A 25,808-nucleotide genomic window follows, 5' to 3' on the forward strand; every position below is an offset into this window, starting at 1 on the left:
CCGTCATCGCCGCCGCGGCGGCACCGAGACGTGCAGGTGCCCGGGCACGTGCCAGCGCCAGGGGAACTCCACCGCGCGGCTGATGCCGATGCGCGGGCCGACCACGGGCGCATCCGGCGGCGGGGTGCCGTCGCAGGCGATCCACAGGCCACGGTCGCCGCCGACCAGGTCGGCGCCGTCGAACACGCCGGTGATGCCGAAGGCCTGCGACAGCTTGCCCGGGCCGCTGGCCAGGTCACGCTCGCGCCGCGCGCGTGGCCGCGCCTGGCGCATCAGCTCCACGCCCAGCAGTGGTTCGGCCGCGCGCAGCAGCACGCCGTAGCCCTGGCCGACCTCGCCGCACACCGCGTTGCTGCCCCAGTGCATGCCGTAGGTGAAGTACACGTACAGGTGCCCGGCCTCGCCGAACATGGTCGCCGTGCGCGTGGTGGGGCCGCGGAACGAGTGCGCCGCCGGGTCCTCGCTGCCGGCATAGGCCTCGACCTCGACGATGCGCGCGGCGCGGCCGTCGCTGCGCACCAGGATCTTGTTCAGCAGTTCGGGCGCCACCTCGGCCGGATGGCGGCGGTAGAACTCGCGCGGCAGCACCTGCCAGCCGGGGTCGGGGAGTTCGCTCACGGGCTCGGATGGGATCCGGGAAAACGGGCTGCAGCCTAGCGTGCCGGCGCGCGCCGGTGCGTCATTGCCGCCAGGGCATGACCGCCGGCCCCCTGCCAAGCTGCACATGCGAAGGCGGGAAACGGGGTTAGCATCGGCGGACCGCGAGCCGCCAACGGAGTCCGTTCCATGAACACCTCTTCGCGTCGCCGCTTCCTCGCCCAGTCGTTGCTGGCCACCTCCGCCGTCGCCAGCGCCACCCTGCTGGGAACCCCGGGCCGGCTGTGGGCTGCCGGGCAATCCGGTGCTTCCCCGCTGCTGACCCGGCCGGTCCCGTCCACCGGCCAGCAGCTGCCGGTGATTGGCGCCGGCACCTCCGGCAGCTACGACGTGGACTTCGGTACGCCCGAATACCAGGCCCTGGAGGAGGTCGCGCGGATCTTCTTCGAGGGCGGCGGCGCGGTGATCGACACCTCGCCCAACTACGGCCGCTCCGATGCGGTGGTGGGCCGCCTGCTGGCCGACGGCGGCTGGCGCGATCGCTGTTTCCTGGCCACCAAGATCGCCGCCGACAGCCGCGAGGCGGCGCAGGCGCAGTGGGCCGAGTCGCTGCGCCGGCTGCGCACCGACCGCGTGGAACTGTTGCAGGTGCACAACATGCGCGACTGGCGCCGGCAGCTGCCCTACGCGCGCGAGCTCAAGGCCCAGGGCAAGGCGAAGTACGTGGGCATCACCCACTACACCGACGCCGGCCTGGCGGAAATGGAGCAGATCCTGCGCACGGAGGCGCTGGACTTCATCCAGATCCACTACTCGGTCAACTCCACCAACGCGGCGAAGACTGTGCTGCCGTTGGCGCAGGACCGCGGCGTGGCGGTCCTCATCAACCGCGCCTTCGACGACGGCCGCCTGTTCGCCCAGGTGCGCGGCAAACCGCTGCCCGGCTGGGCCGCCGAGGTCGGCGTGGGATCCTGGGCGCAGATGTTCCTGAAGTTCGCCATCAGCCATCCGGCGGTGACGGTGGTGATCCCGGCCACCGGCAAGCCGGAGCGCCAGCGCGACCAGCTCGCGGCCGGCACCGGCCCGCTGCTGGACCAGGCGCAGCAGCGCGAGCTGGTGCGGATGTTCTCCGCCTGAGCCGGCGCCGATGACGTCCTCGCCGGATTCCGCCCGCCGCCAGCCCCTGCTGTCGCGCCTGTTCGGCGTGCAGCCGCACGAAGCGCCTGCGGTCGGCGCCGGCCTGGCGATGTTCTTCCTGCTGTTCACCGGCTACTTCATGCTGCGGCCGGTGCGCGAGACCTTCGGCGTGGCCGGGGGCGTGGACAACCTGCAATGGCTGTTCACCGGCACCTTCCTGGCCACGGTCGCGGTGCTGCCGGTATTCGGCTGGATCGCCTCGAAGGTGCCGCGGCGGCGGATCGTGCCGTGGGTGTTCGGCGCGGTGGTGGCGACCCTGCTGGGCTTCGGTGCCAGCCTGCTGCTGCAGCCGGAGAACGTCTGGGTCGGGCGCGCGTTCTACATCTGGGTCTCGGTGGTCAACCTGCTGCTGATCTCGCTGGCCTGGAGCGTGCTGGCCGACGTGTTCGCGCCTTCGGAAGCCAGGCGCCTGTTCGCCCTGGTCGCCTCCGGCGCCAGCGCCGGAGGCCTGCTGGGGCCGGTGCTGACCACCCTGCTGGTGGGGACGCTGGGCCACGGTGGCCTGCTGCTGCTGTCCTCGCTGCTGATCGGCGCCAGCGCCGCCACCGCGCTGTGGCTGCACCGCTGGCGCGACCGCCACCCGCTGCCGGCGCACGAGCGCGCGGCGGCACCGCCGCCGAAGCGGCTGGGCGGCAACCCGTTCGAGGGTGCCACCGACGTGTTCCGCTCGCCCTTCCTGCTGGGCATCTGCCTGTTCGTGGTGCTGCTGACCACGGTCACCACCTTCCTGTACTTCGAGCAGGCGCGGCTGGTGGCCGAGCTGTTCCCGCACCGCGAGCAGCAGACCCGGGTGTTCGGCCTGATCGATACCGTGGTCCAGGTGCTGGCCATCCTCACCCAGCTGTTCGTCACCGGCCACGTGGCCAGGAAGCTGGGCGTGGGCGTGCTGCTGGTGGCGGTGCCGCTGGTGATGGCCGCCGGCTTCCTGTGGCTGGCGCTGGCGCCGGTGTTCGCGGTGTTCGTGGTGGTGATGGTCGCCCGCCGCGCCGGCGAGTACGCGCTGGTGCGCCCGGGCCGGGAAATGCTCTACACGGTCGTGCCGGCGGCGCAGAAGTACAAGGCCAAGAACTTCATCGACACCGCGGTCTACCGCGGCGGCGACGCGCTCTCGGCCTGGGTCAAGCGCATGCTTGACCTGCTGGGCGAGCACCCGTCGCTGGCGTTGTTCATCGGCGCCGGCGTGGCCCTGGTCTGGGCCGGCACCGGCGTGGCCCTGGGCCGCGCCCAGCGCCGGCGCGAGGCGGCGGCGCAGTAGCGGGGCACGGCGCCGGTTCAGGGCGCCGCGGCCTCCGCCTCCAGCTCGAGGAACCCGCCGGACTGGCGCTGCCACAGCTGCGCGTACAGCCCGCCGGCGGCCAGTAGCTGCTCGTGCGTGCCCTGTTCGACGATCCGGCCCTGGTCCATCACCACCAGCCGGTCCATCGCCGCGATGGTCGACAGGCGGTGGGCGATGGCGATGACCGTCTTGCCCTGCATCAGCCGGTACAGGTTCTCCTGGATCACCGCCTCGACCTCCGAGTCCAGCGCCGAGGTGGCCTCGTCCAGCACCAGGATCGGCGCGTTCTTCAGCAGCACGCGGGCGATGGCGATGCGCTGGCGCTGGCCGCCGGACAGCTTGACGCCGCGCTCGCCGACCTGGGCGTCGTAGCCGCGGCGGCCCTTGGCGTCGACCAGTTCCATGATGAAGTCGTGGGCATTGGCCTGGCGCGCGGCCTCGACCATCTCCTCCTCGGTGGCGTCGGGGCGGCCGTACATGATGTTCTCGCGCACCGAGCGGTGCAGCAGCGAGGTGTCCTGGGTGACCACGCCGATCGCCGCGCGCAGCGAATCCTGGGTGACCGTGGCGATGTCGGTGCCGTCGACCAGGATGCGCCCGCCCTCGCGGTCGTAGAAGCGCAGCAGCAGGTTCACCAGGGTGGACTTGCCGGCGCCGGAGCGGCCGACCAGGCCGACCTTCTCGCCCGGCCGCACGTGCAGGTCCAGGCCCTCGATCACGCCGCCCTTCTTGCCGTAGTGGAAGGTCACGTGGTCGAAGCGGATGTCGCCGCGCACCGGGCCGATCGCCTTCGCCTCGGGCCTGTCGTCCACCGCGGCCGGCAGGGCGATGGAGTTGATGCCGTCCTGCACCGTGCCGATGTTCTCGAACAGCGCCGACATCTCCCACATGATCCACTGCGACATGCCCATCAGGCGCAGCACGAAGGCGATGGCCACGGCGATCGCGCCCACGCTCACCGCGTCCTGCATCCACAGGCCGATGCCGCTGGCGGCCACCGCGAACAGCAGCAGCATGTTGAGGGTGTCGTTGCTGACGTTGACGAAGGTCGCCAGCCGCATCTGCCGGTGCACGGTGCCGAGGAACTGGTCCATCGAGCCGCGCGCGTACTCCTCCTCGCGGCGCGAGTGCGAGAACAGCTTGACCGTGGCGATGTTGGTGTAGCTGTCCACGATCCGGCCGGTCATGGTCGAGCGCGCGTCGGCCTGCTCCTGGGCGACCTTGTTCAGGCGCGGGATCGCGTAGCGCAGCAGCGCCGCGTAGGCGACCAGCCAGCCGGCGAACGGCAGCATCAGCCGCCAGTCGGCCGAGGCCGCCACCAGCAGCGCGCCGCCGAAGTACACGACCACGTAGTTGCCCACGTCCAGCAGCTTGATCACCGTCTCGCGCACCGCCAGCGAGGTCTGCATCAGCTTGGTGGCGATGCGCCCGGCGAACTCGTCCTGGAAGTAGCCCATGGACTGGCGCAGCAGGTAGCGGTGCACCCGCCAGCGGATGCGCATGGGGAAGTTGCCCAGCAGGGTCTGGTGGATCACCAGCGAGCTGAGCAGGTTCAGCGCCGGCATCACCACCAGCACCACCGCGGCCATGGCGGCGAACTTCCAGCCTTCCTCGGCCAGGAAGGTGGCCGGCGTGTGGCTGGACAGGCGGTCCACGATCGAGCCGGTGAACGCGTACAGCGACACCTCGGTCACCGCGATCGCGGTGGTCAGCACCGCCATCAGCGCCAGCCACGGCTCGGTGCCGCGGGTGTAGTGCCGGCAGAACGCGTACAGCGAGCGTGGCGGCTGCACCACCGGCGCCGGCGGGTACGGGTCGATGCGGCGTTCGAACCAGCGGAACAGCCAGCTGCGGCGGGACGGGGTCGGTTGGGCGGGTGCGTCCATCGGGGATCTGCGGGGGCCGTTCAGGCGGCGGCGTCGTAGGGAATCAGGAGGCGGGCCTGGCGCAGCGCGCCGGCCCACCAGCGCAGGCGCCACAGGGCCAGGCGCATCGCCTTGTGCGCGGGGTGCCCGCCCGGCAGCGTGCCGTCGGCGGCGAACTGGTCGCGCGCGTGGGCGAAGCTGACGCCGTCGCGCAGCGGCACCGCGTGCAGGCTGGCGAACACCTGCCGCAGCTGCTCCACCGCGCACAGCCCGCGGGAAAGGCCGCCGTAGGAGATGAAGGCCACCGGCTTGGCCTGCCAGGGGATGTAGACCGCGTCGATCATTGCCTTGAGCGCGGCCGGGTAGCCGTGATTGTACTCCGGGGTCACCACCAGGAATGCGTCCGCCTCGCGGACCTTGCGTTCCAGCGCCGCGCCGTCGCGGCCCTCCGGGGTGGCCGGGTCGAGGCGGTCGATGCTCCAGCCGCCCATCGCCTCGGCGTGGGCGACGGCCCAGGCGGCGATGGTGTCGCAGAAGCGCTGGCGGCGGTCGCTGCCGTACAGCAGGGCAAGGCGCAGGGTGGGGTCGGGCATGCGCGGACGCTCCTCGTCTTGGGGGTGTGGCAGGCTAGGACCTCAAGCAAACTTGAGGTCAAGCGATGGCGGCATCCCGCGGTCCGGCGCATCCGCGCGGCGGCGACTGGTTGAGCGTGGGCGAGGTGGCCAGGCGCAGCGGCCTGGCGGTTTCCGCGCTGCATTTCTACGAGGCCCGCGGCCTGATCCGCAGCGAGCGCAGCGCCGGCAACCAGCGCCGCTACCCGCGCGCGGTGCTGCGCAGGGTGGCGCTTATCAAGGTGGCGCAGCGCGCCGGCATCCCCCTGGCGGAGATCGCGCAGGCGCTGGCGACCCTGCCGCAGGACAAGGTGCCGACCCGCGCCGACTGGCGGCGGCTGTCGCACCAGTGGCGCGCCGAACTGGACGCGCGGATCGAGCGCCTGGTGCGCCTGCGCGACCAGCTGGACAGCTGCATCGGCTGCGGCTGCCTGTCGCTGCGCGAGTGCCCGCTGCGCAACCCGGGCGACGTGCTGGGCCGGCAGGGTCCGGGCGCGCGCCGGCTGGAGCCGGGCTGAGCCCGGCGCGGCTCACCAGGAGAACAGCTTCCAGTAGACCTGCGGCAGGTCCTCGGCGTCGTCGCGGTCCAGGGTGCCGTCGCCGTCGCGGTCGTACAGGTAGTAGGCGGGGCCGCGCACCGGGGTGATGCGGACCATGCGCAGCTGGCCGGCCACGCGGTACTCGTCCACCCGGTCGCCATTCTCCAGCACCCGGCTGGCGACCTCCGCCCCGCTGACGTCCACCGGTGCGTCGGCGGTGGCGGTGGTGGCGCAGCCAGCGAGCAGGAGGCTGGCCAGCGTGGCGGCGGTCAGGATCGGCGTGCGCATCGCGGGTTCTCCGTGTGGACGCGGTCATTATGCGCCAGCCGGGCGCGCGCGCCGCGCCGTTCCCGGCCGGTACCGGCACGGGCCGCTAGAATGCCCCGATGAAACGGCTCATCCTGATCGACGGCTCCAGCTACCTCTACCGCGCCTTCCACGCGCTGCCGCCGCTGACCAACGCCGCCGGCGAGCCCACCGGCGCGCTGTTCGGCGTGGTCAACATGCTGCGGGCCACGCTCAAGGAGAAGCCCGACTACGTCGCCTTCGTGGTTGACGCCCCGGGCAAGACCTTCCGCGACGAGCTGTACCCGCAGTACAAGGCCAACCGCCCGCCGATGCCCGAGGAACTGCGCGCCCAGGTGCAGCCGATGTGCGACATCGTCCAGGCGCTGGGCATCGACATCCTGCGGGTGGAAGGGGTGGAGGCCGACGACGTGATCGGCACCCTGGCCACCCGCGGTGCCGACGCCGGCATGGAGGTGACCATCTCCACCGGCGACAAGGACTTCGCCCAGCTGGTGCGCGAGCCCGGCAGGGGCGCCGGTTCGATCGCCCTGGTCAACACCATGACCGGAAGCCGCATGGATTCGGACGCGGCGGTGATGGAGAAGTTCGGGGTGCCGGCCGGGCGCATCGTCGACCTGCTGGCGCTGATGGGCGACACCATCGACAACGTCCCCGGGGTGGAGAAGTGCGGCCCCAAGACCGCGGCCAAGTGGCTGGCCGAGTACGGCTCGCTGGACGGGGTGATCGCCGCCGCGCCCTCGATCAAGGGCAAGATCGGCGACAACCTGCGCGCGGCCCTGGACCGCCTGCCGCTCAACCGCGAGCTGGTGACCATCCGCACCGACGTGGCCCTGGCCCAGGGTCCGGAGGCGCTGGTGCTGCGCCAGCCGGACGTGGACACCCTGCGCGCGCTGTACGCCCGCTACGGCTTCAACCAGGCCCTGCGCGAGCTGGAAGGCGGCGCGGCCACCGGCAACGTGGCCGAGAAGGAGCCCGGCCGCGCCCGCGGCACCGGTTTCGCCACCGCCGCGGCCGCCGCCCCGGAGGGCCTGGACCCGGCCCTGGCCGCGCCCGGCCAGTACGAGACCATCACCACGGTCGAGCAGCTGCAGGCCTGGATCGCGGCCCTGCGCGCCGCCGGCAGCTTCGCCCTGGACACGGAGACCGACAGCCTCGACCCGATGCGCGCGCGCCTGGTCGGCCTGAGCTTCGCCGCCGAACCCGGCCGCGCCGCGTACCTGCCGCTGGGCCACGACTATCCCGGCGCGCCGGCGCAGCTGGAGCGTGGCCAGGCCCTGGACCTGCTGCGCCCGCTGCTGGCCGACCCGGCGGTGCGCAAGCTGGGCCAGCACGGCAAGTACGACCTGCACGTGCTGCGCCGGCACGGCGTGCCGGTGGCCGGCTACGCCGACGACACCCTGCTGGAGAGCTTCGTGCTCGATTCCGGCAACGCCCGCCATGACATGGACAGCCTGGCCCTGCGCCACCTCGGCTACACCACGGTCAAGTACGAGGACATCTGCGGCAAGGGCGCCAAGCAGATCCCGTTCTCGCAGTGCGCGCTGGAGGACGCCACCCGCTACGCCGCCGAGGACGCCGACATCACCCTGCGCCTGCACCGGGTGCTGTCGGCGCGCCTGCAGGGCGAGCCGCAGCTGCAGGCCGTGTACCGCGACATCGAGATGCCGCTGGTGCAGGTGCTGGAGCGGATCGAGGCCAACGGCGTGCTGGTGGACATGGAGGAGCTGCGCCGGCAGAGCGCGGACCTGTCGCGGCGGATGCTGGAGGCGCAGGAGCGCGCCACCGCACTGGCCGGGCGCAGCTTCAACCTGGACTCGCCCAAGCAGCTGTGCGCGCTGCTGTTCGACGAGCTGAAGCTGCCGGCGCTGGTGAAGACGCCCAAGGGCCAGCCCTCGACCAACGAAGAGGCGCTGGAGGCGATCGCCGACCTGCACGAGCTGCCGCGGATCATCCTCGAGTACCGCGGCCTGGCCAAGCTGCGCAGCACCTACACCGACAAGCTGCCGGAGATGGTCAACCCGGAGACCGGCCGGGTGCACACCAGCTACCACCAGGCCGGCGCGGCCACCGGCCGGCTGTCCTCGTCCGATCCGAACCTGCAGAACATCCCGATCCGCACCGACGACGGCCGCCGCATCCGCCGTGCCTTCGTCGCCCCGCCCGGGCGCAAGCTGGTGGCCTGCGACTACTCGCAGATCGAGCTGCGGATCATGGCCCATCTGTCGCAGGACGCGGGCCTGCTGCGCGCCTTCGCCTCCGGCGCCGACATCCACCGCGCCACCGCGGCGGAGGTGTTCGGGCGGCCGCTGGAGGAGGTGACGGTCAACGAGCGCCGAGCCGCCAAGGCGATCAACTTCGGCCTGATGTACGGCATGGGTGCGTTCGGCCTGGCGCGCCAGCTGGGCATCGACCGCGGCCAGGCGCAGGACTACATTGCCCTGTACTTCAGCCGCTACCCGGGCGTGCGCGACTACATGGAGCGCACCCGCGAGCAGGCGCGCGAGCGCGGCTTCGTCGAGACCGTGTTCGGCCGCCGCCTGCACCTGGAGTACATCAACGCGCGCAACGCGGCCCAGCGCGCCGGCGCCGAGCGCGCGGCGATCAACGCGCCGATGCAGGGCACGGCGGCGGACATCATCAAGCGCGCGATGATCGCGGTGGACGCGTGGCTGGCGCCGCACGCCGACCGCGCGCGCATGCTGCTGCAGGTCCACGACGAACTGGTGTTCGAGGCCGACGAGGCGTTCGTGCCGGAGCTGGTGGAACGGGTGCGGGAACGGATGTCGGCGGCGGCGCAACTGAGCGTGCCGCTGGTGGTGGACGTGGGCGTGGGCGACAACTGGGACGAGGCGCACTGAACGCCCGGTTTCACGAGGGTTTCACCCGAATCTGTATGCTTCAGTCAGAAACCGCTTCGCGCTACTGAATCCGGCCTAAACGGGACCGGTTTTCCAGAATTTTCTTCACGAAACATCAATGTCCCCCGTGCTTTCATAACCCTCGACAGGTGCAACGCCTGTCGCGGATCTCTCCCTTCCCCTGGAGTAGATCTACTGGAACGGGGGCTCCTCCCCAAGCCGTCGTTCCTCGGCCCCGCCAACCTCCCCCTGGTTGGCGGGGCTTCTTGTTTCCGGCGTCCGCTCGTGCGCGCCCCTGCCGGGACGTCGCCGCGCCTGGCGCGACGGGCATCCCCCATGCCCCTGTCCCCGGTAACGCCGGAAGCTCCCAGGCGGCCGCAGCCGCTATCCCCTGGTGTGTCAGGTCTCCTGCGCCAGCCAGTCGCGCGGTACCAGGTACTCGCGCAGGCGGGCTTCCGCGCTGCCTTCCTCGGGCTGGTAGCCGTATTCCCAGCGCACGCGCGGGGGCAGGCTCATCAGGATCGATTCGGTGCGGCCGCCGCTCTGCAGGCCGAACAGGGTGCCGCGGTCGTAGACCAGGTTGAACTCCACGTAGCGGCCGCGGCGGTACAGCTGGAACTCGCGCTCGCGCTCGCCGTACGGGGTGTCCTTGCGGCGCTCGACGATCGGCAGGTAGGCGTCGAGGAAGCCGTCGCCGACCGCGCGCAGGTAGGCGAAGTCGCGCTCGAAGTCCTCGTGCAGGTCGTCGAAGAACAGGCCGCCCACGCCGCGGGTCTCGTTGCGGTGGCGCAGGAAGAAGTAGTCGTCGCACCAGCGCTTGTGCCGCTCGTAGCGGTCGGCGCCGAACGGCGCGCACAGCTCGAAGGCGGTGCGGTGCCAGTGCTGGATGTCCTCGTCGAACGGGTAGAACGGGGTCAGGTCGAAGCCGCCGCCGAACCACCAGGCCACCGTCTCGCCGTCGCGCTGGGCCTGGAAGTGGCGCACGTTGGCATGGGTGGTGGGCAGGTACGGGTTGCGCGGATGGAACACGAGCGACACGCCAGTGGCGCGCCAGGAGGCGCCGGCCAGTTCCGGCCGGGCAGCGCTGGCCGAGGGCGGCAGGCGGCTGCCGGAGACGTCGGAGAAGCCGATGCCGGCCTGCTCGAACACCGCGCCCTCGCGCAGCACGCGGGTGCGGCCGCCGCCGGCATGGGTGCTGGCGCCGGGCTCGCCGGGGCGGGTCCAGGCGTCCTCGACGAAGCGGGCCTTGCCGTCGGCTGCCTCGATGGCCGCGCAGATGCGGTCCTGCAGTCCGGTCAGGTAGTCCCTGACGAGCTCGAAGTTCGGATCCATGGGTGCATTCTAGCGGGCGACCCGGGCCTGCCCTTGATCGGGATCAAGGGCTTGCCGGGTCGCGGTGGAATTCGGCCCGCACCTGCGGGGTGCAAAGCTTCCAGGCCAGCCAGCCATGCAGGCCGGCGAAGGCCAGCGCGGTGGCCGTCGCGGTGACCAGCGAGACGATCCGGTTGGCCTGCATCTGGGCCATGAATTCGCGGCCCTCGCGGCTGTCCAGGAACTCCTGCGGGAACATCCCGACCATGCCGTCGAAGAACTGGCCGACCAGCGCCAGCGAGGCGAAGTTGAGCAGGGCGGTGGCCAGCAGGAAGGCGATGAAGGTCCAGCGTGCCCAGTCCCGGCGCCGCAGCAGGCCCCAGGACGAGACCAGGAACAGGCCCGACAGCAGCAGCCCCAGCAGCGACAGCAGGCGCCGCTGCTCCAGCATCCAGGCCACCGCCGGGGGCACGGCGGCGTGGCTGGCGATCCGGGCCACGGTGGCGTCGCCCACCGCCAGGGCCAGCGCCGCCTGTGCCAGCGAGCCGAGCACCGCCAGCGCCGCCAGCAGCATCGAGATGCGGGCCAGCACGCTGACGAAGCCGTTGCGCGGCAAGGGCGGCGGTGCGTTCATGGATCCGTTCCCCGGGTCGACCGCTGCATTGTGCCGAAAGCCGTCCGGCGCCGGGGCTCAGCCCAGCGCGCCGGATGCCAGCGCCCGGTCCAGGGCGGGGAGCACGTGGCCGGCGCTGAGCGGGGCCACCTTCACCGGGAACGGCAGGCGCGGGTCCACCCAGGCCAGTTCCGCGATCTCGGCGCGCACCTGCGGCTGGCCCTCGACCTGGACCACGTAGGCCTCGGTGCGGACCCGGCGCCCCGGCTCGTTGACCGCGTCGGCCTCGAACTCGCCCAGGCGGACGGCGCCATCGGCGCGCATGGCCACGCCCAGTTCCTCGTCCAGCTCGCGGGCCAGGGTTTGCAGGGTGTCCTCGCCCGGCTCGCGCTTGCCGCCGGGCTGGATGAAGGTATCCGAGCCATGCTTGCGCACCAGCAGCACGCGCCCGGCCGGGTCGCGGATCACCGCGGCCACGGTGCGGATCGGTTCGACGGGGGTGTTCATCGGGCGGGCTCCTTGAGGGTGCGTTCGAACAGCTTGTGGATGCGGCGGTACTGGTCGAACCACGAGTCCGGGCGCACGAAGCCGTGCCGCTCCAGCGGGTAGGAGGCCAGCTCCCAGTTGTCCTTGCGCAGCTCGATCAGCTTCTGCGCCAGCACCACCGAGTCGCGGTAGAACACGTTGTCGTCGATCATGCCGTGGGCGATCAGCAGGTGGTCCTGCAGGCCTTGGGCGTATTCGATCGGCGAGGAGGTGCGGTACGCCTCCGGGTCCAGCTCCGGGGTGTTGAGGATGTTGGACGTGTACTCGTGGTTGTACTGGGTCCAGTCCACCACCGGGCGCAGCGCGGCGCCGGCCTTGAACGTGCCGGGGCTGCGGAACAGGGCCATGAAGGTCATGAAGCCGCCGTAGCTGCCGCCGTAGATGCCGGCGTGGTCGCGGTCGCCCTGGCGGTTGGCCACCACCCAGTCCAGGCCGTCCAGGTAGTCCTCCAGCTCCGGATGGCCCATCTGCCGGTAGATCGCGGTGCGCCAGTCGCGGCCGTAGCCTTCGCTGCCGCGGTAGTCCAGGTCCAGCACCACGTAGCCCTGCTCGACCAGCAGGTGGTGGAACATCTGCTCGCGGAAGTAGTTGGGCCAGCGCGCGTGCACGTTCTGCAGGTAGCCGGCGCCGTGCACGAACATCACCACCGGATACTTGCGGCCCGGTTCGTAGTCCTTCGGTCCGTAGAACTTGCCCCACACCGTGCCGGCGCCATGCCGGGAAGGCACCTGCACGATCTCCGGGCCGGTCCAGGCGCGGGCCTTGAACGCGGCGCTGCGGGTATCGGTCAGCACCCGCGCCTGGCCGCCGTCGAGCGGGGCCACCGCCAGCTGCGGCGGCAGCCAGCTGCCGGAGTAGCGGACCAGCAGGTGGCGGCCGTCGGGCGAGGGCACGAAGTCCTCCACGCCGTCCAGCGCGGTGACCTCGCGCACCTCGTTGCTGGCCAGGTCCAGGGCACAGACCTCGTAGTCGCCCGGCCAGGCGCGGTTGCACAGGAACAGCAGGCCGCGGCCGTCGGCGGTGGGCACCGGCGAGGAGGCCTCCCAGCGGCCGGAGGTGCGCTGGCGCGGCTTGCCGCTGCCGGACTGGGTGTAGAGGTGGGCGTGGCCGCTTTCCTCGGACACGAACCACAGGGTCTGGTTGTCCGGCAGCCAGCCGAACTCGTTGAAGTTCCAGTTGATCCAGGCCGGGTCGGTGAGGCGGTGGCGCGGCTGCAGGCGCGCGGCGGCCAGGTCCACGCTGGCGATCCAGCGGTCCTTGTTGTCGACCGCGCGCAGCATCACCGCCACGTTGCGGCCGTCATCGCTCCAGCGGATCGCCGCACCCTCGGCGCCGACCTGCAGCGGGCGGTTGCCCTTCAGCGGTTCCTTGCCGGCGGTCTTGCGCAGCGCCGCCAGCGGGTCGTCCTTGATCCCGGGCAGGACGTCGAACGCCAGCTCGCGCACCTGGCCGGTGGCGGCGTCGACCAGCCACAGCGCATGCGGGACCGGGTCGTTGCGGCCGACGCGGGTGCGCACGTCCTCGAACTCCTCGTAGCCGGACTCGGTGACGTAGGTCGGCATCCTGCCTTCGCGACCGGCATCGGTGCCCTTCTTCTTCACCACCACCAGCAGGTGGCGGGCGTCGGGCGACAGGCTGCTGTCGACGATCTCCACGTCGTCGCCCAGGTAGACCGGGGCGGCGGCGCGGGTCGGGTCGGCCTTGCGCCAGGCTTCCTCCTGCGCGCGCTGCGCCTCGCGCCGCTCGCGGTCGCGGCGCAGGGTTTCCAAGGTGCGCAGCTGCTGTTCGCGCAGGGCGTCCGGCGCGGGCGCGGCGGCCGGGTCGCGCGCGGCCTTGAGCGTGGTGACCTGGGCGACCACCCCGTCCGCGCGCCAGTGGAACCAGTCGTCGCCGGCGCGCCACAGCACGCCGCCGTCGGCGGCGAAGCGCGGCTGCGCCTCGGCCTGGGCGGTGCGGGTCAGCTGCTGAAGGTTGCCGCTGGCCAGGTCGCGCACGAACACGTCGCCGTTGCGCACGAAGGCCATGCGCCGGCGCTGCGGGTCGTACACCGGGTCGGGGGCGTCGAGCGCGGCGCGCTCGGCGTCGGAGACCTTCTGCAGGGCACCGCCGGCCACCGGCACGCGCCAGGCGTCGCGCACCGTGCTGCCCTCGCGCTTGAGCAGCAGCTGCGCCTCGCGTCCGTCCCAGCTCCACCAGGCCTTCTCCACCGGCGGGCCGATCCAGTCCGGGTCGGCCATCGCCTGTTCCAGGGTGAAGGCGGCGGACGGGGACTGCGCGGACGCGGCCAGGGGCAGGGCGGCCAGCAGCAGCGGCAGCAGGCGCCGCGCGGCCCGCGGAAAGGGCTGGGTCATGGACGAAACCGGGTGGTGGACTGGCGCCGCAGGGTACCAGCCCGGTCCGCCGCGGCCACGGCAGAAGGTCATGCCCGCCCGCAGCCGTGCTTGCCCACGCCGGGGCCGGCCGCCATCCTGTACCGTCTTGTGCGGCAGCGGGGACTGTCGCAGGAACCTCCCAGCCCGATGTCAGCCGTCATCCAGCCAGCCCTTCCCGCCGTCGAAGACCTGCCCCTGGCGGCGGGCGACCCGGCGCGCGTCCTCGTGTTCGACGCCCGCGGCGGGGTGACCCTGGGCCAGTTCCTCGCCCAGGCCCGCGACCTGGCCGGGCGCCTGCCGGAGGCGCGCCATGTCGCCCACCTGGCCGAGGACCGCTACCGCTTCCTGCTCGGCTTCTGCGCCGCGGCCCTGCGCGGCCAGGTGGCGCTGCTGCCGCCGTCCGGGGCGCCGCGCATCTTGTCCGAGGTGCTCCGGGCCCATGCCGAGGGCGGCGCCTACCGGCTGGGCGGCGAGGACGGCATCTCCGTGCCGGGGCTGGAGGCCGCGCGCGGCGCGCCGGTGGCGGCCGCGGCCACGCCGCGGGTACGCAGCGGCGACCTGGCCGCGATCGGCTACACCTCCGGCAGCACCGGCCGCCCGCAGGCGCATGCCAAGACCTGGGCCGGCTTCGCCACCGGCACCGCGCAGAACCTGGCGGCACTGGCCGACCTGTGGGGCGGGCGCCAGCCGCAGGTGGTGGCCACGGTGCCGCCGCAACACATGTACGGCATGGAGATGAGCGTGCTGCTGCCGCTGCTGGGCGGCGCGGCGGTGCATGCCGGCCGCCCGCTGCTGCCGGCGGACGTGGCCGAGGCGCTGGAACAGGCCTGCGGCCCGCGCATCCTGGTGACCACCCCGGTACACCTGCGCGCGCTGCTGCGCTCGGGCGTGGCGTTGCCGGCGCTGGCCGGGATCGTCTCGGCGACCGCGCCGCTGCCGCAGGAACTGGCGGCCGAGGCCGAGGACCGCTATGGCGCCGAGGTGCGCGAGGTGTTCGGCTCCACCGAGACCTGTGTGTTCGCGCGCCGCCGCACCGCGCGCGACCCGCTGTGGACGCCGCTGCCGGGCGTGCGCCTGGCGCCGCAGCCGGACGGCACCCTGGTGCACGCACCGCACCTGCCGGCGCCGGTGGTGCTGGCCGACATCTTCGAGGTCATGCCCGATGGCCGCTTCCGCCTGTGCGGGCGCCAGGCCGACCTGCTGGAAATCGCCGGCAAGCGCGCCTCGCTGGGCGATCTCACCCGCCGCCTGCTGGCCGTGCCGGGCGTGGAGGACGGCGTGGTGGTGCAGCTGGAGCCGGAGCGCGAGGGCGGGGTGGGGCGGATCGCCGCGCTGGCGGTGGCCCCCGGCCTGGCGCCGGCGGACATCGTCGCCGCGCTGCGCGCCACGGTCGACCCGGTGTTCCTGCCGCGCAAGGTGCGCCTGCTGCCGGCGCTGCCGCGCAACGCCACCGGCAAGCTGTGCCGCGAGTCGGTGCTGGAGGCGCTGGCCGGCCCGGGTGCCCGGGTCGTCGGGTCCGGCTCAGGCAACGCGGCCTAGAATCGCCCCGCAATCCCGTCCGCTCCCGTAGTCCCGCCGTGAACCAGCCTGCTTCCCGTCGTTCCCGCCCGCGCCGCTGGCGCCTGCTGCTGCCGCTGCTGGCCGGCGTGCTGCTGGCGGCCTGCGGTGGCGACAACACCCGCCCGACCCCGCCGCAGCCGGTGGCGCCGGTCGTGCCCGACCCGGTGCTGCCGCCGCCGAAGATCGGCCTGGCCCTGGGCGGTGGCGCGGCCAAGGGCTTCGCCCACATCGGCGTGATCAAGATGCTGGAGGCCAACGGCCTGGCCCCGGACGTGGTCGCGGGCACCAGCGCCGGCAGCGTGGTCGGCGCGCTCTACGCCGGCGGCATGGACCCGTTCCAGCTGCAGGAGAAGGCGGTGGCGCTGGACGAGGCCAAGATCCGCGACGTGCGCCTGTTCTCCGGCGGCCTGATCCAGGGCGTGGCCCTGCAGGACTACGTCAACGCGCAGGTCGGCAAGCGCCCGATCGAGCGCCTGCGCAAGCCGTTCGCCGCGGTCGCCACCCGCCTGGAGACCGGCGAGCGCACCGTGTTCGTGCGTGGCAACACTGGCCAGGCGGTGCGCGCCTCCAGCAGCGTCCCCGGCGTGTTCGAGCCGGTGACCATCGGCCAGTACCAGTACGTGGACGGCGGCGTGGTCAGCCCGGTGCCGGTGGACGCGGCGCGCCAGCTGGGCGCCGACTTCGTCATCGCCGTGGACATTTCCAGCAAGGCCACCGGCAAGCGCCCGGACGGCATGCTGGGCATCGTCAACCAGTCGATCTCGATCATGGGCCAGCGCCTGGGCGAGCAGGAGCTGGCGCGCGCCGACGTGGTGATCCGCCCGAACGTGCTCGACTACGGCTCGGCCGACTTCACCCGCCGCAACCAGGCCATCCTCGAGGGCGAGAAGGCCGCGCTGGCGGCGTTGCCGCAGATCCGCGCGGCGCTGGACAAGTTCAAGGCGCAGCGCCTGCAGGCCGCGCGCGCCGAGGCGGCGAAGCGGGCCGCCGCGCAGGCGCCGCAGCTGCCGCCGTGCAAGCCGCGTCCGCGCTTCGGCCTGGGCCGCGACCAGGGTGACTGCATCCCGGCGGCCAACTGAGCGCGCCGGCGCGCGCGGCTACGGCCGCGGCGCGGCGGCGGAGGAATCGTCGGCGTAGACCGCGTCGCGGAAGGCCTTGTGCAGCGGCACCTTGCCGAACGGCAGCCACTGCGCGAACAGCACCGCCGCCAGCTGGTTGGCCGGGTCCACCCAGAACAGGGTATTGGCCACCCCGTCCCAGAAGAACTCACCGACCTCGCCGGAAGCTTCCTCCGCATCGGCCGGCGGTGCCACGCGCACGGCGAAGTCGATGCCGAAGCCGACCTGGCCCTTGCTCGGCAGCCACGAGCGCTCGCCCGGGCCGACCGCGGCCGGCAGCGCGTCGGTCGCCATCAGCCGCACCGTGGCCGGCTGCAGCACCCGCACCCCGTCCAGCTCGCCGCCGCCCAGCAGCATGCGCGCGAAGCGCATGTAGTCGTCGAGGCTGGAGACCAGGCCCCAGCTGCCCGGGGTGAGCCTGCGCTGGCGGCCGTTGAGGGCATAGGCCTGTTCGTCCGGGATGCGGGTCAGCACGCCGTCGTCGCTGCGCCGGTACAGCGCGGCCATGCGCGGCCGGTCCTGCGGACGCAGGGTGTAGCGGGTGTCCTTCATCTTCAGCGGGCCGAACACGTGGCGCTGCAGGTACTGCCCGAACGGCATGCCCGACAGCACCTCGACCAGGCGCGCCTGCACGTCCACCGCCGGCGAGTACAGCCACTGCTCGCCCGGCTGGTACAGCAGCGGCACCCCGGCCATGCGCCGCACGGCTTCCTCCAGGGTGTTGTCGAGGTTGTCCGGATCGGCGGCGCGGTAGTAGCCGCCCACCGGTTCGGGCGCGTCGCCGCCGGCCATGCCCGCGGTGTGGCGCAGCAGGTCGCGGATCGTGATCGGCCGCCGCGGCTCCAGCAGCAGCGGTTGGCCCTGGGCATCGGTGCCGCCGTAGACCCGGGTCGCGGCGAACTCGGGCAGGTAGCGCGCGACCGGGTCGTCCAGGCCGAAGCGGCCCTGCTCGTACAGCTGCATCAGGGCCACGCCGGTGACCGGCTTGGTCATCGAGAAGATCTGCACCAGGGTGTCGCGCGCCATCGGTCGCGCGGCCTCGCGGTCGGCCAGGCCGAAGGCGCCGAAGTAGGCCTCGCGCCCGTCCTGCCAGACCAGGGCGGAGACGCCCACGATCTGGCCGGAGTCGACCAGCCCGGAAAGCGCCGCGTCGATGCGCGCCTGGTCGACGCGGGCGACCCCGGCGCGGCCGTCGAAGCCGGGCGGGGTGGCGCTGGCGGCGAAGGCGCAGGCAAGGAGCAGGGCGGACAGGCAGGCGCGCAGGCGCGGCATGGCGATCTCCCGGTGGCGGACGATGCCCGCCATCAGGCCACGCGCACCACCGGGCTGCAACGCCCCGCGGCCGGGTTCAGACCAGCGGCACGCCGTGGGCGCCGTCAATCTCCACCAGCAGTTCGCGGCGGCAGACCTGGGCGTGCAGCAGCAGGCGCGGCACCTGCCGCCCCAGGTGCTGGTCCAGGCGCGCGGCCACCGCCGCGGCGTCCCCGGGGTGGCGCACGTAGGCCTTCAGCGGGGTGGCCGCGTCCGGCGCGGGCGGCAGCGAGGGCCGGATCCGGCGTGCCGACGCGATCAGCACGCCGATGTTGGCCAGGGTCTCGTCCACCTGGGCTTCGACCGAGCCGGCGTGCTGCGAGGCATGGCCGACGATGGCGGCGGTGCCGGACAGCAGCAGCGGCATGTCGCTGCCGGTGGGCGGCAGCATGGCGCGGGCGAAGCTCGGCGGCTGTGGCCCGTACTGGCGCGGGTAGCGGTAGGCGCTGACCTGGCGCGGATTCTCCAGCGGGGTGCCGGGACCGGCGGCGGCCAGCCAGTACACCTGCAGCACGCGGCGGCCGTCGCAGCGGCCGATCGCGGTGGCGGCCGGCAGGCGGGTGGCGTCGAGCTGGCCGAGGCCGGCGACGCGGCCGACGCAGAAGCGGCGGTAGCGCTCCTCGTCGCCCTCGCCCAGAGTGATGGCGTCCATGTAGTTCCACACCCGCAGCAGGTGGCCGGCGGGGGCGGCGGCGAGGAACGCGCCCATGCACAGGTAGGCCTGGCGCGCGGCGGCCTCGATGTCGCCGCCGTCCGGCTCGGCCACTTCCACGGCGCCGAACAGCAGGCGGCCGTCGCTGGCCCAGGCCACTTCGCCCTGGCGGCCGTGGCTGACCGGGCCGGCGGCGCGCCACACCTCGATCACCGCCTCGTCCTGCAGCGGCTGCAGGGGCACGCGCAGGTAGCGCGGGTCGGCATGCGCCGCCGCGCCGGCGCCGAAGCCGAACACGGCCAGGGTCCGCGGGTCGTCCAGCTGCGCCTGCAGGGTGTGGGCCGGGGCGTAGCCGACCCGCAGGCAGGCGTCGGAACCGGGCAGCGGCAGCGGGCGGCTCACGGCCGGCCTCCCGGCGCGACCACGCCTGCCTCCTCCGCGGGCGCCGTCGGCGCGGTCGGAGGGGCCGTCGGGTCGTTCTCGGTCATGCGCTGGAAACCGGGCATTGCTGGAAGGGCGCACATGATAGCGCGAGGCCCGTCAGGCCCGCGCTTGGGCCTTCGCGGGCTTGCGCGGGAACGGCCAATGCCGGATCGTTGCCGGCCCTGCATGACCGTGGACAAAGCAATGCCGCAGACCGAAGCCGAGCGCGAACTGGCCGAACTCCTGGTGGAGTGCCTCAACCTGGAGGGCGTCGATCCGCACGGGATCGACCCGGAAGCGCCGCTGTTCAACGACGGCCTGGGGCTGGACTCGATCGACGCGCTGGAGTTGTCGCTGGCGGTGGCCAAGCGTTACGGCGTGCAGCTGCGCTCGGACGGCGAGGACAACCACCGCATCTTCGCCTCGCTGCGCGCGCTGGCGGCACATGTGCAGTCCCAGCGCGCCGGCTGAGACCCCGCGCGGCGCCGCGCCGGCCCTGCTGCTGCCGCTGCAGCTGCTGTTGTGCGTGGCCTATCCGTTCCTGGCCCATGCCGCCACCACCCGCGGTGGGCCCTGGGCCAGCTTCGCCCTGGCCGACCTGGTCCTGCTGCTGCTGGCCGCGCCGCTGCTGAGGCGGCGGCTTTGGGCCCTGGCCCTGCTGGGGCTGCTGCTGGCCGGCCTGGCCCGGCTCGACGGCGGCCCCTGGCCGCAGCTGCTGCTGCTTGCACCGCCGGTGCTGTTCACCGGCTGGCTGGCGTGGTGGTTCGCGCGCAGCCTGTGGGGCGGGCGGGTGCCGCTGATCGCGCGCATCGTGCGCGCGCTGCACGAGCGCGCCGGGCAGCCGATGACCGCCGAACTGGAAACCTACGCGCGCCGGCTCACCGCCGGCTGGGCCGGGGTGCTGGCCCTGCTGACCGTGGCCAATGCGCTGCTGGCGCTGTGGGCGGAGCCGGGCGGGGTGCTGCATGCCCTGGGGCGCACGCCGCCGCTGGCGGTTTCGCCGCAGGCCTGGTCCTGGTTCGCCAACCTGCTCAACTACGGCGTGGTCGGCGGCTTCATGCTCGGCGAATTCGCCTGGCGCAAGCGCCGCTTCCCGCGCCAGCCCTACCGCAACGGCCTGGACTTCCTGCGCCAGATGGCGGCCCTGGGGCCGAAGTTCTGGCGCGACCTGCTGGGCTGAGCCGCGGCCGCGGCGGGCTATCCTTTGCCGATGCGTTTCACCATTCCCGCCGATGATCCGTGCCTGGACGGGCATTTCCCCGGGCGCCCGCTGGTGCCCGGCGTGGTCCTGCTCGAGCGCGTGCTGGAGGCGGTGGAAGCCGCCCATGGCACGCAGGGGCCGCTGCAATTGCCGCAGGTGAAGTTCCTGCATCCGCTGCTGCCCGGCGAGGAGGCCGAGGTGGTGCTGGACGGCGCACCGCCGGCCTGGTGCTTCCAGGTGCGCCGCGGCGACACCGTGCTGGCCAGCGGCCAGTTGCGCGCGGAGGCCGGCGATGGCCGCTGAGTCGGGCAAGCCCACGGCGGCGTGGAAGCAGCGCCCGGAGGGCGGCAACCGGGCCATGATCCGGCTGATCCTCGGGATCGCCCGCGGCGGCGGCCGCGGCCTGGCGCGGCTGTGCCTGTACCCGATCGTGGCCTACTTCCTGTGCATGCGTGGCGCCGAGCGCCGCGCCTCGCGCTCCTGGCTGTCGCGGGTGCGCGGCCGCCGCGCCTCGCTGTGGCAGGTGGCGCGGCACATCCACACCTTCTCGGCCACGATCCTGGACCGGGTGTTCCTGCTGGGCGGGCGCATGGAGGTGTTCGACATCGACGTGCATGGCCTGGAGCACCTGGAGGCGTTGCTGGACCAGGGCCGCGGCGCGCTGCTGTTCGGCTCGCACCTGGGCAGCTTCGACGCGCTGCGGGTGCTGTCGCGGCGGCGCCCCGGGCTGCAGGTGCGGATCGTGCTGGACCGCGGCCAGAACCCGGTGCTGACCGAAGTGTTCGATTCGCTGGACCCGGCGCTGGCCGCCGGGGTGATCGACGGCGCCCTGCCCGGACCGGCGATCGCGCTGGAGATCCAGCACGCGCTGCAGCAGGGCGCCCTGGTCGCGCTGCTGGTCGACCGCGTCCATGGCCACGAGGAAACCGTGGCCGTGCCCTTCCTCGGCCACCCGGCGCGGCTGCCGCTGACGCCGTGGCGGCTGGCGCTGGCGCTGCACGCACCGGTGCTGCTGTGCTTCGGCCTGTACCGCGGCGGCAACCGCTACGAACTGTGCTTCGAGCCTTTCCTCGATCCGGTGGCCACGCCGCCGCCGGGGCGCGAAGGGCGCGCGGAGTGGTTGCGGCAACAGGTGGCGGCCTATGCCGCGCGCCTGGAGCACTACGCCCGCGGTGCCGAGTACAACTGGTTCAACTTCTTCGACTTCTGGAACGACGATGACGCATCCCTCCCGACCGGCGCCGCGGCGCCTGCTGCCGGCCCTGCTGCTGGCATGCGCGACCGCGCTGCCGGCAGCCGCTGAGACCGCGCCGGCCCCGGCGGCGATCCTGCGCGCGGTGGCGCAGCCGGCGCCCAGCCACACCGGGTTCGTGGAGGTGCGGCAGTCGGCGATGCTGCGCAAGCCGCTACGCATCGAGGGCCAGTACCGGCGCGAGGCCGACGGCCGCCTGGTGCGCGAGGTGCGGGTGCCGTACGCGGAAACCACCACGCTGGCCGCCGGCGAGGCGGTGATCGAGCGTGCCGGGCGCGCGCCGCGGCGGGTGTCGCTGCAGCAGGTGCCGGAGCTGGAGGCGATCCAGGACGGCTTCGGCGCGCTGCTGGCGGGCGACCTGGAGCGCCTGCAGCGCACCTACCAGGTGCAGTCCGCCGGCACCCTGCAGGCCTGGACCCTGCGCCTGCAGCCGCGCGACCCGAAGCTGGCGCGTTCGCTGGCCCGGATCGAGGTGCATGGCCGAAACGCCGAGCTGCTGTGCGTGGAAAGCCATCCGGTGCGCGGCGAGCCGCAGCGCACGCTGATGGCCGGCGCCGCCGCGGCCGCGGCCGGGGTCGAGGACGCGCAGGCCCTGGCCGCGCTCTGCCACGGCGCCACGGAGTAAGCGCGCATGGGTTTCCGCGAACCGCGCGGCCGCGCGCGCCTGGCCCTGCTGCTGGGCTGGGTGGCGCTGCTGGCGCTGGGCGGCTGGCTGCTGTCGCGTGGACTGCGGATGGAGGAGGACCTGCGCCGCTTCCTGCCCAGCCCGCGCACGCCGGCGCAGGTGCTGCTGGTGGACGAGCTGGGCGAGGGCCCGGGCTCGCGCCTGCTGCTGCTGGCCCTGTCCGGCGCCGACGACGGGACTTTGGCCGCGCATTCGCGCGCGCTGGCGGTGGAGCTGGCCGCGCGGCCCGGGATCGCGCTGGTCGCCAACGGCGAGGACGCCGGCCTGGAGGCGGTGCCCGAAGGCCTGCGCCCGTACCGCTACCTGCTCTCGCCCGCGCCGCAGGCGCAGTCGCTGGATGCGGGGACGCTGCGCGAGGAACTGGAGCAGCGGCTGCAGGACCTTGGTTCGCCGGCGGCCGACCTGGTCGAGCCGCTGCTGCCCTCCGACCCCACCCTGGAAATCCTGCGCCTGGCCGAGGCCTGGCAGCCGGCGCAGGCGCCCGGGCGCCGCCACGGCGTGTGGTTCGACCAGGCCGGGGAACGGGCCCTGCTGCTGGTGCAGACCACCGCTGCCGGCTTCGACAGCGCCGCCCAGCAGGCGGCGGTGGCGGCGATCCAGGCCGCGTTCGAAGCCAGTCGCCCCGAAGGCGCGGCGACCCGGCTGGAGATGAGCGGCCCCGGCGCTTTCGCCGTGGCCATCCGCGAGCGCACCGAGCGCGAAGTCTCGTGGATCGGCACGGTCGACACCGTCGGCCTGCTGCTGTTGCTGGGCCTTGCCTACCGGCGCTGGAGCATCCCGCTGCTGGGCGCGCTGCCGCTGGCCAGTGGCGGCCTGGCTGGCCTGGGGGCGGTGGCACTGCTGTTCGACGGCGTGCACGGCATCACCGTGGCCTTCGGCTTCACCCTCATCGGCGTGGCCCAGGACTATCCGATCCACTTCTTCAGCCACCTGCGTCCCGGACAATCGCCGGTGGCCAGCGTGCGCGCGCTGTGGCCGACCCTGGTCACCGGCGTGCTGGCCACCTGCATCGCCTACGCGACCTTCCTGTTCTCCGGCGTGCAGGGCCTGCAGCAGCTGGCGGTGTTCACCATCGCCGGCCTGGGCGTGGCCGCCGCCTCGACCCGCTGGCTGCTGCCGCGGCTGGTGACGCCGGCGCGCCGCGACCCGGCCGATTCGGCACGCCTGGCACGCCTCTGGCGCGGCCTCGCCAACCTGCCGCGTCCGCGCCGCAGCCTGGCCGCGCTGGCGGTCGCCGCCGCGGCGGTGGCGCTGTTCGCGCCTGGTCCGTTCTGGGAGAACGACCTGTCGCGCCTGACCCCGGTGCCGCCGGCCGACCTGCAGCGCGACGCGCAGTTGCGCGCCGAGCTGGGGGCGCCGGACGTGCGCTACATGCTGGCGATCCAGGACGTGGACGTGGAAAGCGCGCTGCAGCGCTCCGAGCAGTTGCTGCCCGCGCTGCGGGAACTGCAGGCACGCGGCGTGCTGGCCGGCTACGACCTGGCAGCGCGCTACCTGCCCAGCGCCGCCCTGCAACGTGCGCGCCAGGCGCGACTGCCCGACGCGGACACGCTGCGCGCCTCGTTGGAAGAGGCACTGGACGGTTCGCCGTTCCTGCCCGATGCCTTCGAGCCCTTCCTCGGGGACGTGGCCGCCGCCCGCGCTGCGCCGCCGCTGGGCGTGGACGACCTGGCCGGCACGCCGCTGGAACTGGCGGTCGGCGGCCTCCTGGTGCGTGGCGAGGACCACGCCACCGCGCTGGTGTCGCTGTCGGGCCTTGCCGATCCGCAGGCCGTGGCCGATGCAGTGGCCGGCACGGGCGCGCAGCTGCTGGACCTCAAGCAGGCCTCCGAATCGCTGGTGGCGCAGTGGCGGTTGCGCCTGCTGGGCGCGCTGGCGGTGGCGGCGCTGCTGCTGGCCGGCGTGGTCGTGGCCGCGCTGCGCGACCGCCGCCGCGTGCTGCGGGTGCTGGCGCCGATGGCCCTGACCACCCTGCTGATCCTGGCCGTGCTGCGCGGCTGCGGCGTCGAGCTGAACCTGTTCCACCTGGTCTCGCTGATCCTCGCCGCCGGCCTGGGCCTGGACTACGCCCTGTTCTTCGACCATGCCGGCGACGACCGCGCCGACCAGCTGCGCACCCTGCACGCGGTGATCGTGTGCAGCCTGACCACCGCCCTGGTGTTTGGCCTGCTGGCGCTGTCCTCGATCCCGGTGCTGCGCGCGATCGGCAGCACCGTGGCCCTGGGCGTGGTCGGCAACTTCGTGCTGGCGGTGCTGGTGGCGCGCAGCCCCGCGGAGGAAACCCGATGAACCGACCGTTGCCCGGCCGCGCGGGCATCCTCGCCCTGGTGCCCCACCAGGGTGCGATGTGCCTGTGGGACGAAGTGCTGGCCTGGGACGCGCGCAGCATCCGCGTGCGCGCCTGGAACCACCGCGATCCGGCGCATCCGCTGCGCGCGCGTGGACGCCTGCCGGCGCTGGCGCTGTGCGAGTACGGCGCCCAGGCCATGGCCGTGCATGGCGGACTGCTGGCCGGCACGGAAGGGGGGCGCGCCGCGCCGGGCGTGCTGGTGGCGTTGCACGGGATCGAACTGGCGGTTGCCCGCATCGATGACCTGCCCGGGGCGCTGGAATGCGAGGCGGAACTGCTGGCCGCCAGCGAGGCCAGCCAGCAGTATGCGTTCCGCATCCTGCATGGCGGCCAGGTCATCGCCAGCGGTCGCGCCGCGGCCATGCTCGGCAGCGCGCTGGCCGGTGGCTGACGCCAGCGCCGCGCGCGCTGGCAAAATGCCGCGATGGACCTGACGACTCCCAAGCGCCGCGCCCTGGTCACCGGCGGCAGCGGCGACATCGGTGGCGCGATCTGCCATGCCCTGGCCGATGCCGGCATGGCGGTGATCGTCCACGCCAATACCAACCTGGCCCGCGCCGAGGCGGTGGCCGCGGCGATCCGCGAACGCGGCGGCAGCGCCCGGGCGGTGGCCTTCGACGTGGCCGACGGCGCCGCCACCGGCGCGGCGATCGAGGCCCTGCTGGCCGAGGGCCGGATCGACGTGCTGGTCAACAACGCCGGCATCCACGACGACGCGCCCATGGCCGGGATGAGCGCTGCGCAGTGGCAGCGGGTGATCGACGTCTCCCTGCACGGCTTCTTCCACGTCACCCGGCCGCTGCTGCTGCCGATGGCGCGCGGGCGCTGGGGCCGGATCGTCAGCGTGTCCTCGGTGGCGGCGGTGCTGGGCAACCGCGGCCAGACCAACTACGCCGCGGCCAAGGCCGCGCTGCACGGCGCCAGCAAGTCGCTGGCGCGGGAGATGGGCAGCCGCGGGATCACGGTGAACGTCGTGGCGCCGGGCGTGATCGAAGGCTCGATGACCGCCGGCACGTTCAGCCCCGAGGCGATCCGGCAGATGGTGCCGGCCGCGCGCGCCGGGCGCCCGGAGGAAGTGGCGGCGCTGGTCGCCTTCCTGTGCTCGGAGGCGGCCGGCTACGTCAACGGCCAGGTGATCGGGGTCAACGGCGGCATGGGCTGA

At 73.3% G+C, this 25,808-nt stretch carries 24 protein-coding genes; 14 read left to right on the forward strand and 10 right to left on the reverse strand.

Features of this window, described 5'->3' with window-relative positions; genetic code table 11:
- Window positions 1-3: 3 nt before the first annotated feature.
- Window positions 4-618 (reverse strand): DNA-3-methyladenine glycosylase, encoded by a 615-nt coding sequence (locus tag EIM48_RS10625; protein ID WP_125077375.1) that lies wholly within the window; start codon window positions 616-618, stop codon window positions 4-6.
- A 168-nt stretch (window positions 619-786) separates the two neighbouring features.
- Between EIM48_RS10625 and EIM48_RS10630 the strand changes: the two genes are divergently transcribed.
- Both EIM48_RS10630 and EIM48_RS10635 read left to right on the forward strand, forming a co-directional pair.
- Entirely contained in the window at window positions 787-1,734 is a 948-nt protein-coding gene (locus EIM48_RS10630; protein ID WP_125111629.1) for an aldo/keto reductase, read from the forward strand.
- 10 nt (window positions 1,735-1,744) lie between these two features.
- Window positions 1,745-3,049, forward strand: a complete 1,305-nt coding sequence (locus EIM48_RS10635; protein WP_028915198.1) for an MFS transporter — start codon at window positions 1,745-1,747, stop codon at window positions 3,047-3,049.
- A 17-nt stretch (window positions 3,050-3,066) separates the two neighbouring features.
- Here EIM48_RS10635 and EIM48_RS10640 read toward each other — a convergent pair whose 3' ends face one another.
- Window positions 3,067-4,914 carry an ABC transporter ATP-binding protein gene (locus EIM48_RS10640; protein WP_199728414.1) on the reverse strand — a complete coding sequence of 616 codons (1,848 nt, stop codon included), beginning with the start codon at window positions 4,912-4,914 and terminating at the stop codon, window positions 3,067-3,069.
- 62 nt (window positions 4,915-4,976) lie between these two features.
- Window positions 4,977-5,528 (reverse strand): NAD(P)H-dependent oxidoreductase, encoded by a 552-nt coding sequence (locus EIM48_RS10645; protein ID WP_019398315.1) that lies wholly within the window; start codon window positions 5,526-5,528, stop codon window positions 4,977-4,979.
- A 65-nt stretch (window positions 5,529-5,593) separates the two neighbouring features.
- On the opposite strand from EIM48_RS10645, the gene soxR reads away from it, so the two are divergent.
- Window positions 5,594-6,064: a redox-sensitive transcriptional activator SoxR gene (gene soxR, locus EIM48_RS10650; RefSeq protein ID WP_125111630.1), complete on the forward strand. Its 471-nt coding sequence runs from the start codon at window positions 5,594-5,596 to the stop codon at window positions 6,062-6,064.
- A 12-nt stretch (window positions 6,065-6,076) separates the two neighbouring features.
- On the opposite strand, the gene EIM48_RS10655 is transcribed toward soxR, so the two are convergent.
- Window positions 6,077-6,373 carry a DUF2782 domain-containing protein gene (locus EIM48_RS10655; protein WP_028915195.1) on the reverse strand — a complete coding sequence of 99 codons (297 nt, stop codon included), beginning with the start codon at window positions 6,371-6,373 and terminating at the stop codon, window positions 6,077-6,079.
- 98 nt (window positions 6,374-6,471) lie between these two features.
- On the opposite strand from EIM48_RS10655, the gene polA reads away from it, so the two are divergent.
- Window positions 6,472-9,252 carry a DNA polymerase I gene (gene polA, locus EIM48_RS10660; RefSeq protein WP_019398312.1) on the forward strand — a complete coding sequence of 927 codons (2,781 nt, stop codon included), beginning with the start codon at window positions 6,472-6,474 and terminating at the stop codon, window positions 9,250-9,252.
- Window positions 9,253-9,651: 399 nt separating this feature from the next.
- Here polA and hemF read toward each other — a convergent pair whose 3' ends face one another.
- The 4 genes from hemF to EIM48_RS10680 are packed head-to-tail and all read right to left on the reverse strand — an operon-like array spanning window position 9,652 to window position 14,073.
- Window positions 9,652-10,584: an oxygen-dependent coproporphyrinogen oxidase gene (gene hemF / locus EIM48_RS10665; protein ID WP_019398311.1), complete on the reverse strand. Its 933-nt coding sequence runs from the start codon at window positions 10,582-10,584 to the stop codon at window positions 9,652-9,654.
- Between the two features lie 43 nt (window positions 10,585-10,627).
- Window positions 10,628-11,197 (reverse strand): hypothetical protein, encoded by a 570-nt coding sequence (locus tag EIM48_RS10670; protein ID WP_019398310.1) that lies wholly within the window; start codon window positions 11,195-11,197, stop codon window positions 10,628-10,630.
- A gap of 57 nt (window positions 11,198-11,254) precedes the next feature.
- Window positions 11,255-11,683, reverse strand: coding sequence for an NUDIX domain-containing protein (locus EIM48_RS10675; RefSeq protein ID WP_019398309.1), 429 nt, complete (start codon window positions 11,681-11,683; stop codon window positions 11,255-11,257).
- Window positions 11,680-14,073, reverse strand: a complete 2,394-nt coding sequence (locus EIM48_RS10680; protein ID WP_125111631.1) for a S9 family peptidase — start codon at window positions 14,071-14,073, stop codon at window positions 11,680-11,682. The genes EIM48_RS10675 and EIM48_RS10680 overlap by 4 nt, the downstream gene beginning before the upstream one ends.
- Before the next feature lie 168 nt (window positions 14,074-14,241).
- Here EIM48_RS10680 and EIM48_RS10685 point away from each other — a divergent pair, with 168 nt between their 5' ends.
- Together EIM48_RS10685 and EIM48_RS10690 are read left to right on the forward strand one after the other, a co-directional pair.
- Window positions 14,242-15,633, forward strand: a complete 1,392-nt coding sequence (locus tag EIM48_RS10685; RefSeq protein ID WP_125111632.1) for an AMP-binding protein — start codon at window positions 14,242-14,244, stop codon at window positions 15,631-15,633.
- Window positions 15,634-15,671: 38 nt separating this feature from the next.
- The gene (locus EIM48_RS10690; RefSeq protein WP_051403695.1) at window positions 15,672-16,733 is read left to right on the forward strand and encodes a patatin-like phospholipase family protein; all 1,062 of its coding nucleotides are present in this window, start codon (window positions 15,672-15,674) and stop codon (window positions 16,731-16,733) included.
- A gap of 18 nt (window positions 16,734-16,751) precedes the next feature.
- On the opposite strand, the gene EIM48_RS10695 is transcribed toward EIM48_RS10690, so the two are convergent.
- Together EIM48_RS10695 and EIM48_RS10700 are read right to left on the reverse strand one after the other, a co-directional pair.
- On the reverse strand, window positions 16,752-18,077 hold the full coding sequence (locus tag EIM48_RS10695) for a serine hydrolase domain-containing protein (protein WP_125111633.1): 1,326 nt from the start codon (window positions 18,075-18,077) through the stop codon (window positions 16,752-16,754).
- Between the two features lie 43 nt (window positions 18,078-18,120).
- Entirely contained in the window at window positions 18,121-19,098 is a 978-nt protein-coding gene (locus tag EIM48_RS10700) for a pteridine-dependent deoxygenase (protein WP_232207879.1), read from the reverse strand.
- A 264-nt stretch (window positions 19,099-19,362) separates the two neighbouring features.
- On the opposite strand from EIM48_RS10700, the gene EIM48_RS10705 reads away from it, so the two are divergent.
- Genes EIM48_RS10705 through fabG form a run of 8 tightly spaced genes read left to right on the forward strand, consistent with a single transcriptional unit; the run spans window position 19,363 to window position 25,808 of the window.
- Window positions 19,363-19,629 carry a phosphopantetheine-binding protein gene (locus EIM48_RS10705; RefSeq protein WP_037034862.1) on the forward strand — a complete coding sequence of 89 codons (267 nt, stop codon included), beginning with the start codon at window positions 19,363-19,365 and terminating at the stop codon, window positions 19,627-19,629.
- Window positions 19,630-19,657: 28 nt separating this feature from the next.
- The gene (locus tag EIM48_RS10710) at window positions 19,658-20,338 is read left to right on the forward strand and encodes a ketosynthase (protein WP_028915188.1); all 681 of its coding nucleotides are present in this window, start codon (window positions 19,658-19,660) and stop codon (window positions 20,336-20,338) included.
- 30 nt (window positions 20,339-20,368) lie between these two features.
- Complete coding sequence (locus tag EIM48_RS10715; protein WP_125111634.1) at window positions 20,369-20,662, forward strand: polyketide synthase dehydratase domain-containing protein; 294 nt, start codon at window positions 20,369-20,371, stop codon at window positions 20,660-20,662.
- Window positions 20,652-21,662 carry an acyltransferase gene (locus EIM48_RS10720; RefSeq protein WP_125111635.1) on the forward strand — a complete coding sequence of 337 codons (1,011 nt, stop codon included), beginning with the start codon at window positions 20,652-20,654 and terminating at the stop codon, window positions 21,660-21,662. Before EIM48_RS10715 ends, EIM48_RS10720 begins: the two co-directional genes overlap by 11 nt.
- Complete coding sequence (locus tag EIM48_RS10725) at window positions 21,577-22,236, forward strand: LolA-related protein (protein WP_019397287.1); 660 nt, start codon at window positions 21,577-21,579, stop codon at window positions 22,234-22,236. The genes EIM48_RS10720 and EIM48_RS10725 overlap by 86 nt, the downstream gene beginning before the upstream one ends.
- 6 nt (window positions 22,237-22,242) lie before the next feature.
- Entirely contained in the window at window positions 22,243-24,585 is a 2,343-nt protein-coding gene (locus tag EIM48_RS10730) for an MMPL family transporter (RefSeq protein WP_125108927.1), read from the forward strand.
- Window positions 24,582-25,037 (forward strand): phosphotransferase, encoded by a 456-nt coding sequence (locus EIM48_RS10735; protein WP_125077366.1) that lies wholly within the window; start codon window positions 24,582-24,584, stop codon window positions 25,035-25,037. The genes EIM48_RS10730 and EIM48_RS10735 overlap by 4 nt, the downstream gene beginning before the upstream one ends.
- Before the next feature lie 33 nt (window positions 25,038-25,070).
- A complete protein-coding gene (gene fabG, locus EIM48_RS10740; protein ID WP_037034820.1) occupies window positions 25,071-25,808 on the forward strand; it encodes a 3-oxoacyl-ACP reductase FabG in 738 nt (245 codons plus the stop codon).

The sequence above is a fragment of the Pseudoxanthomonas sp. SGNA-20 genome, from assembly GCF_003931635.1.
Lineage (GTDB): Bacteria > Pseudomonadota > Gammaproteobacteria > Xanthomonadales > Xanthomonadaceae > Pseudoxanthomonas.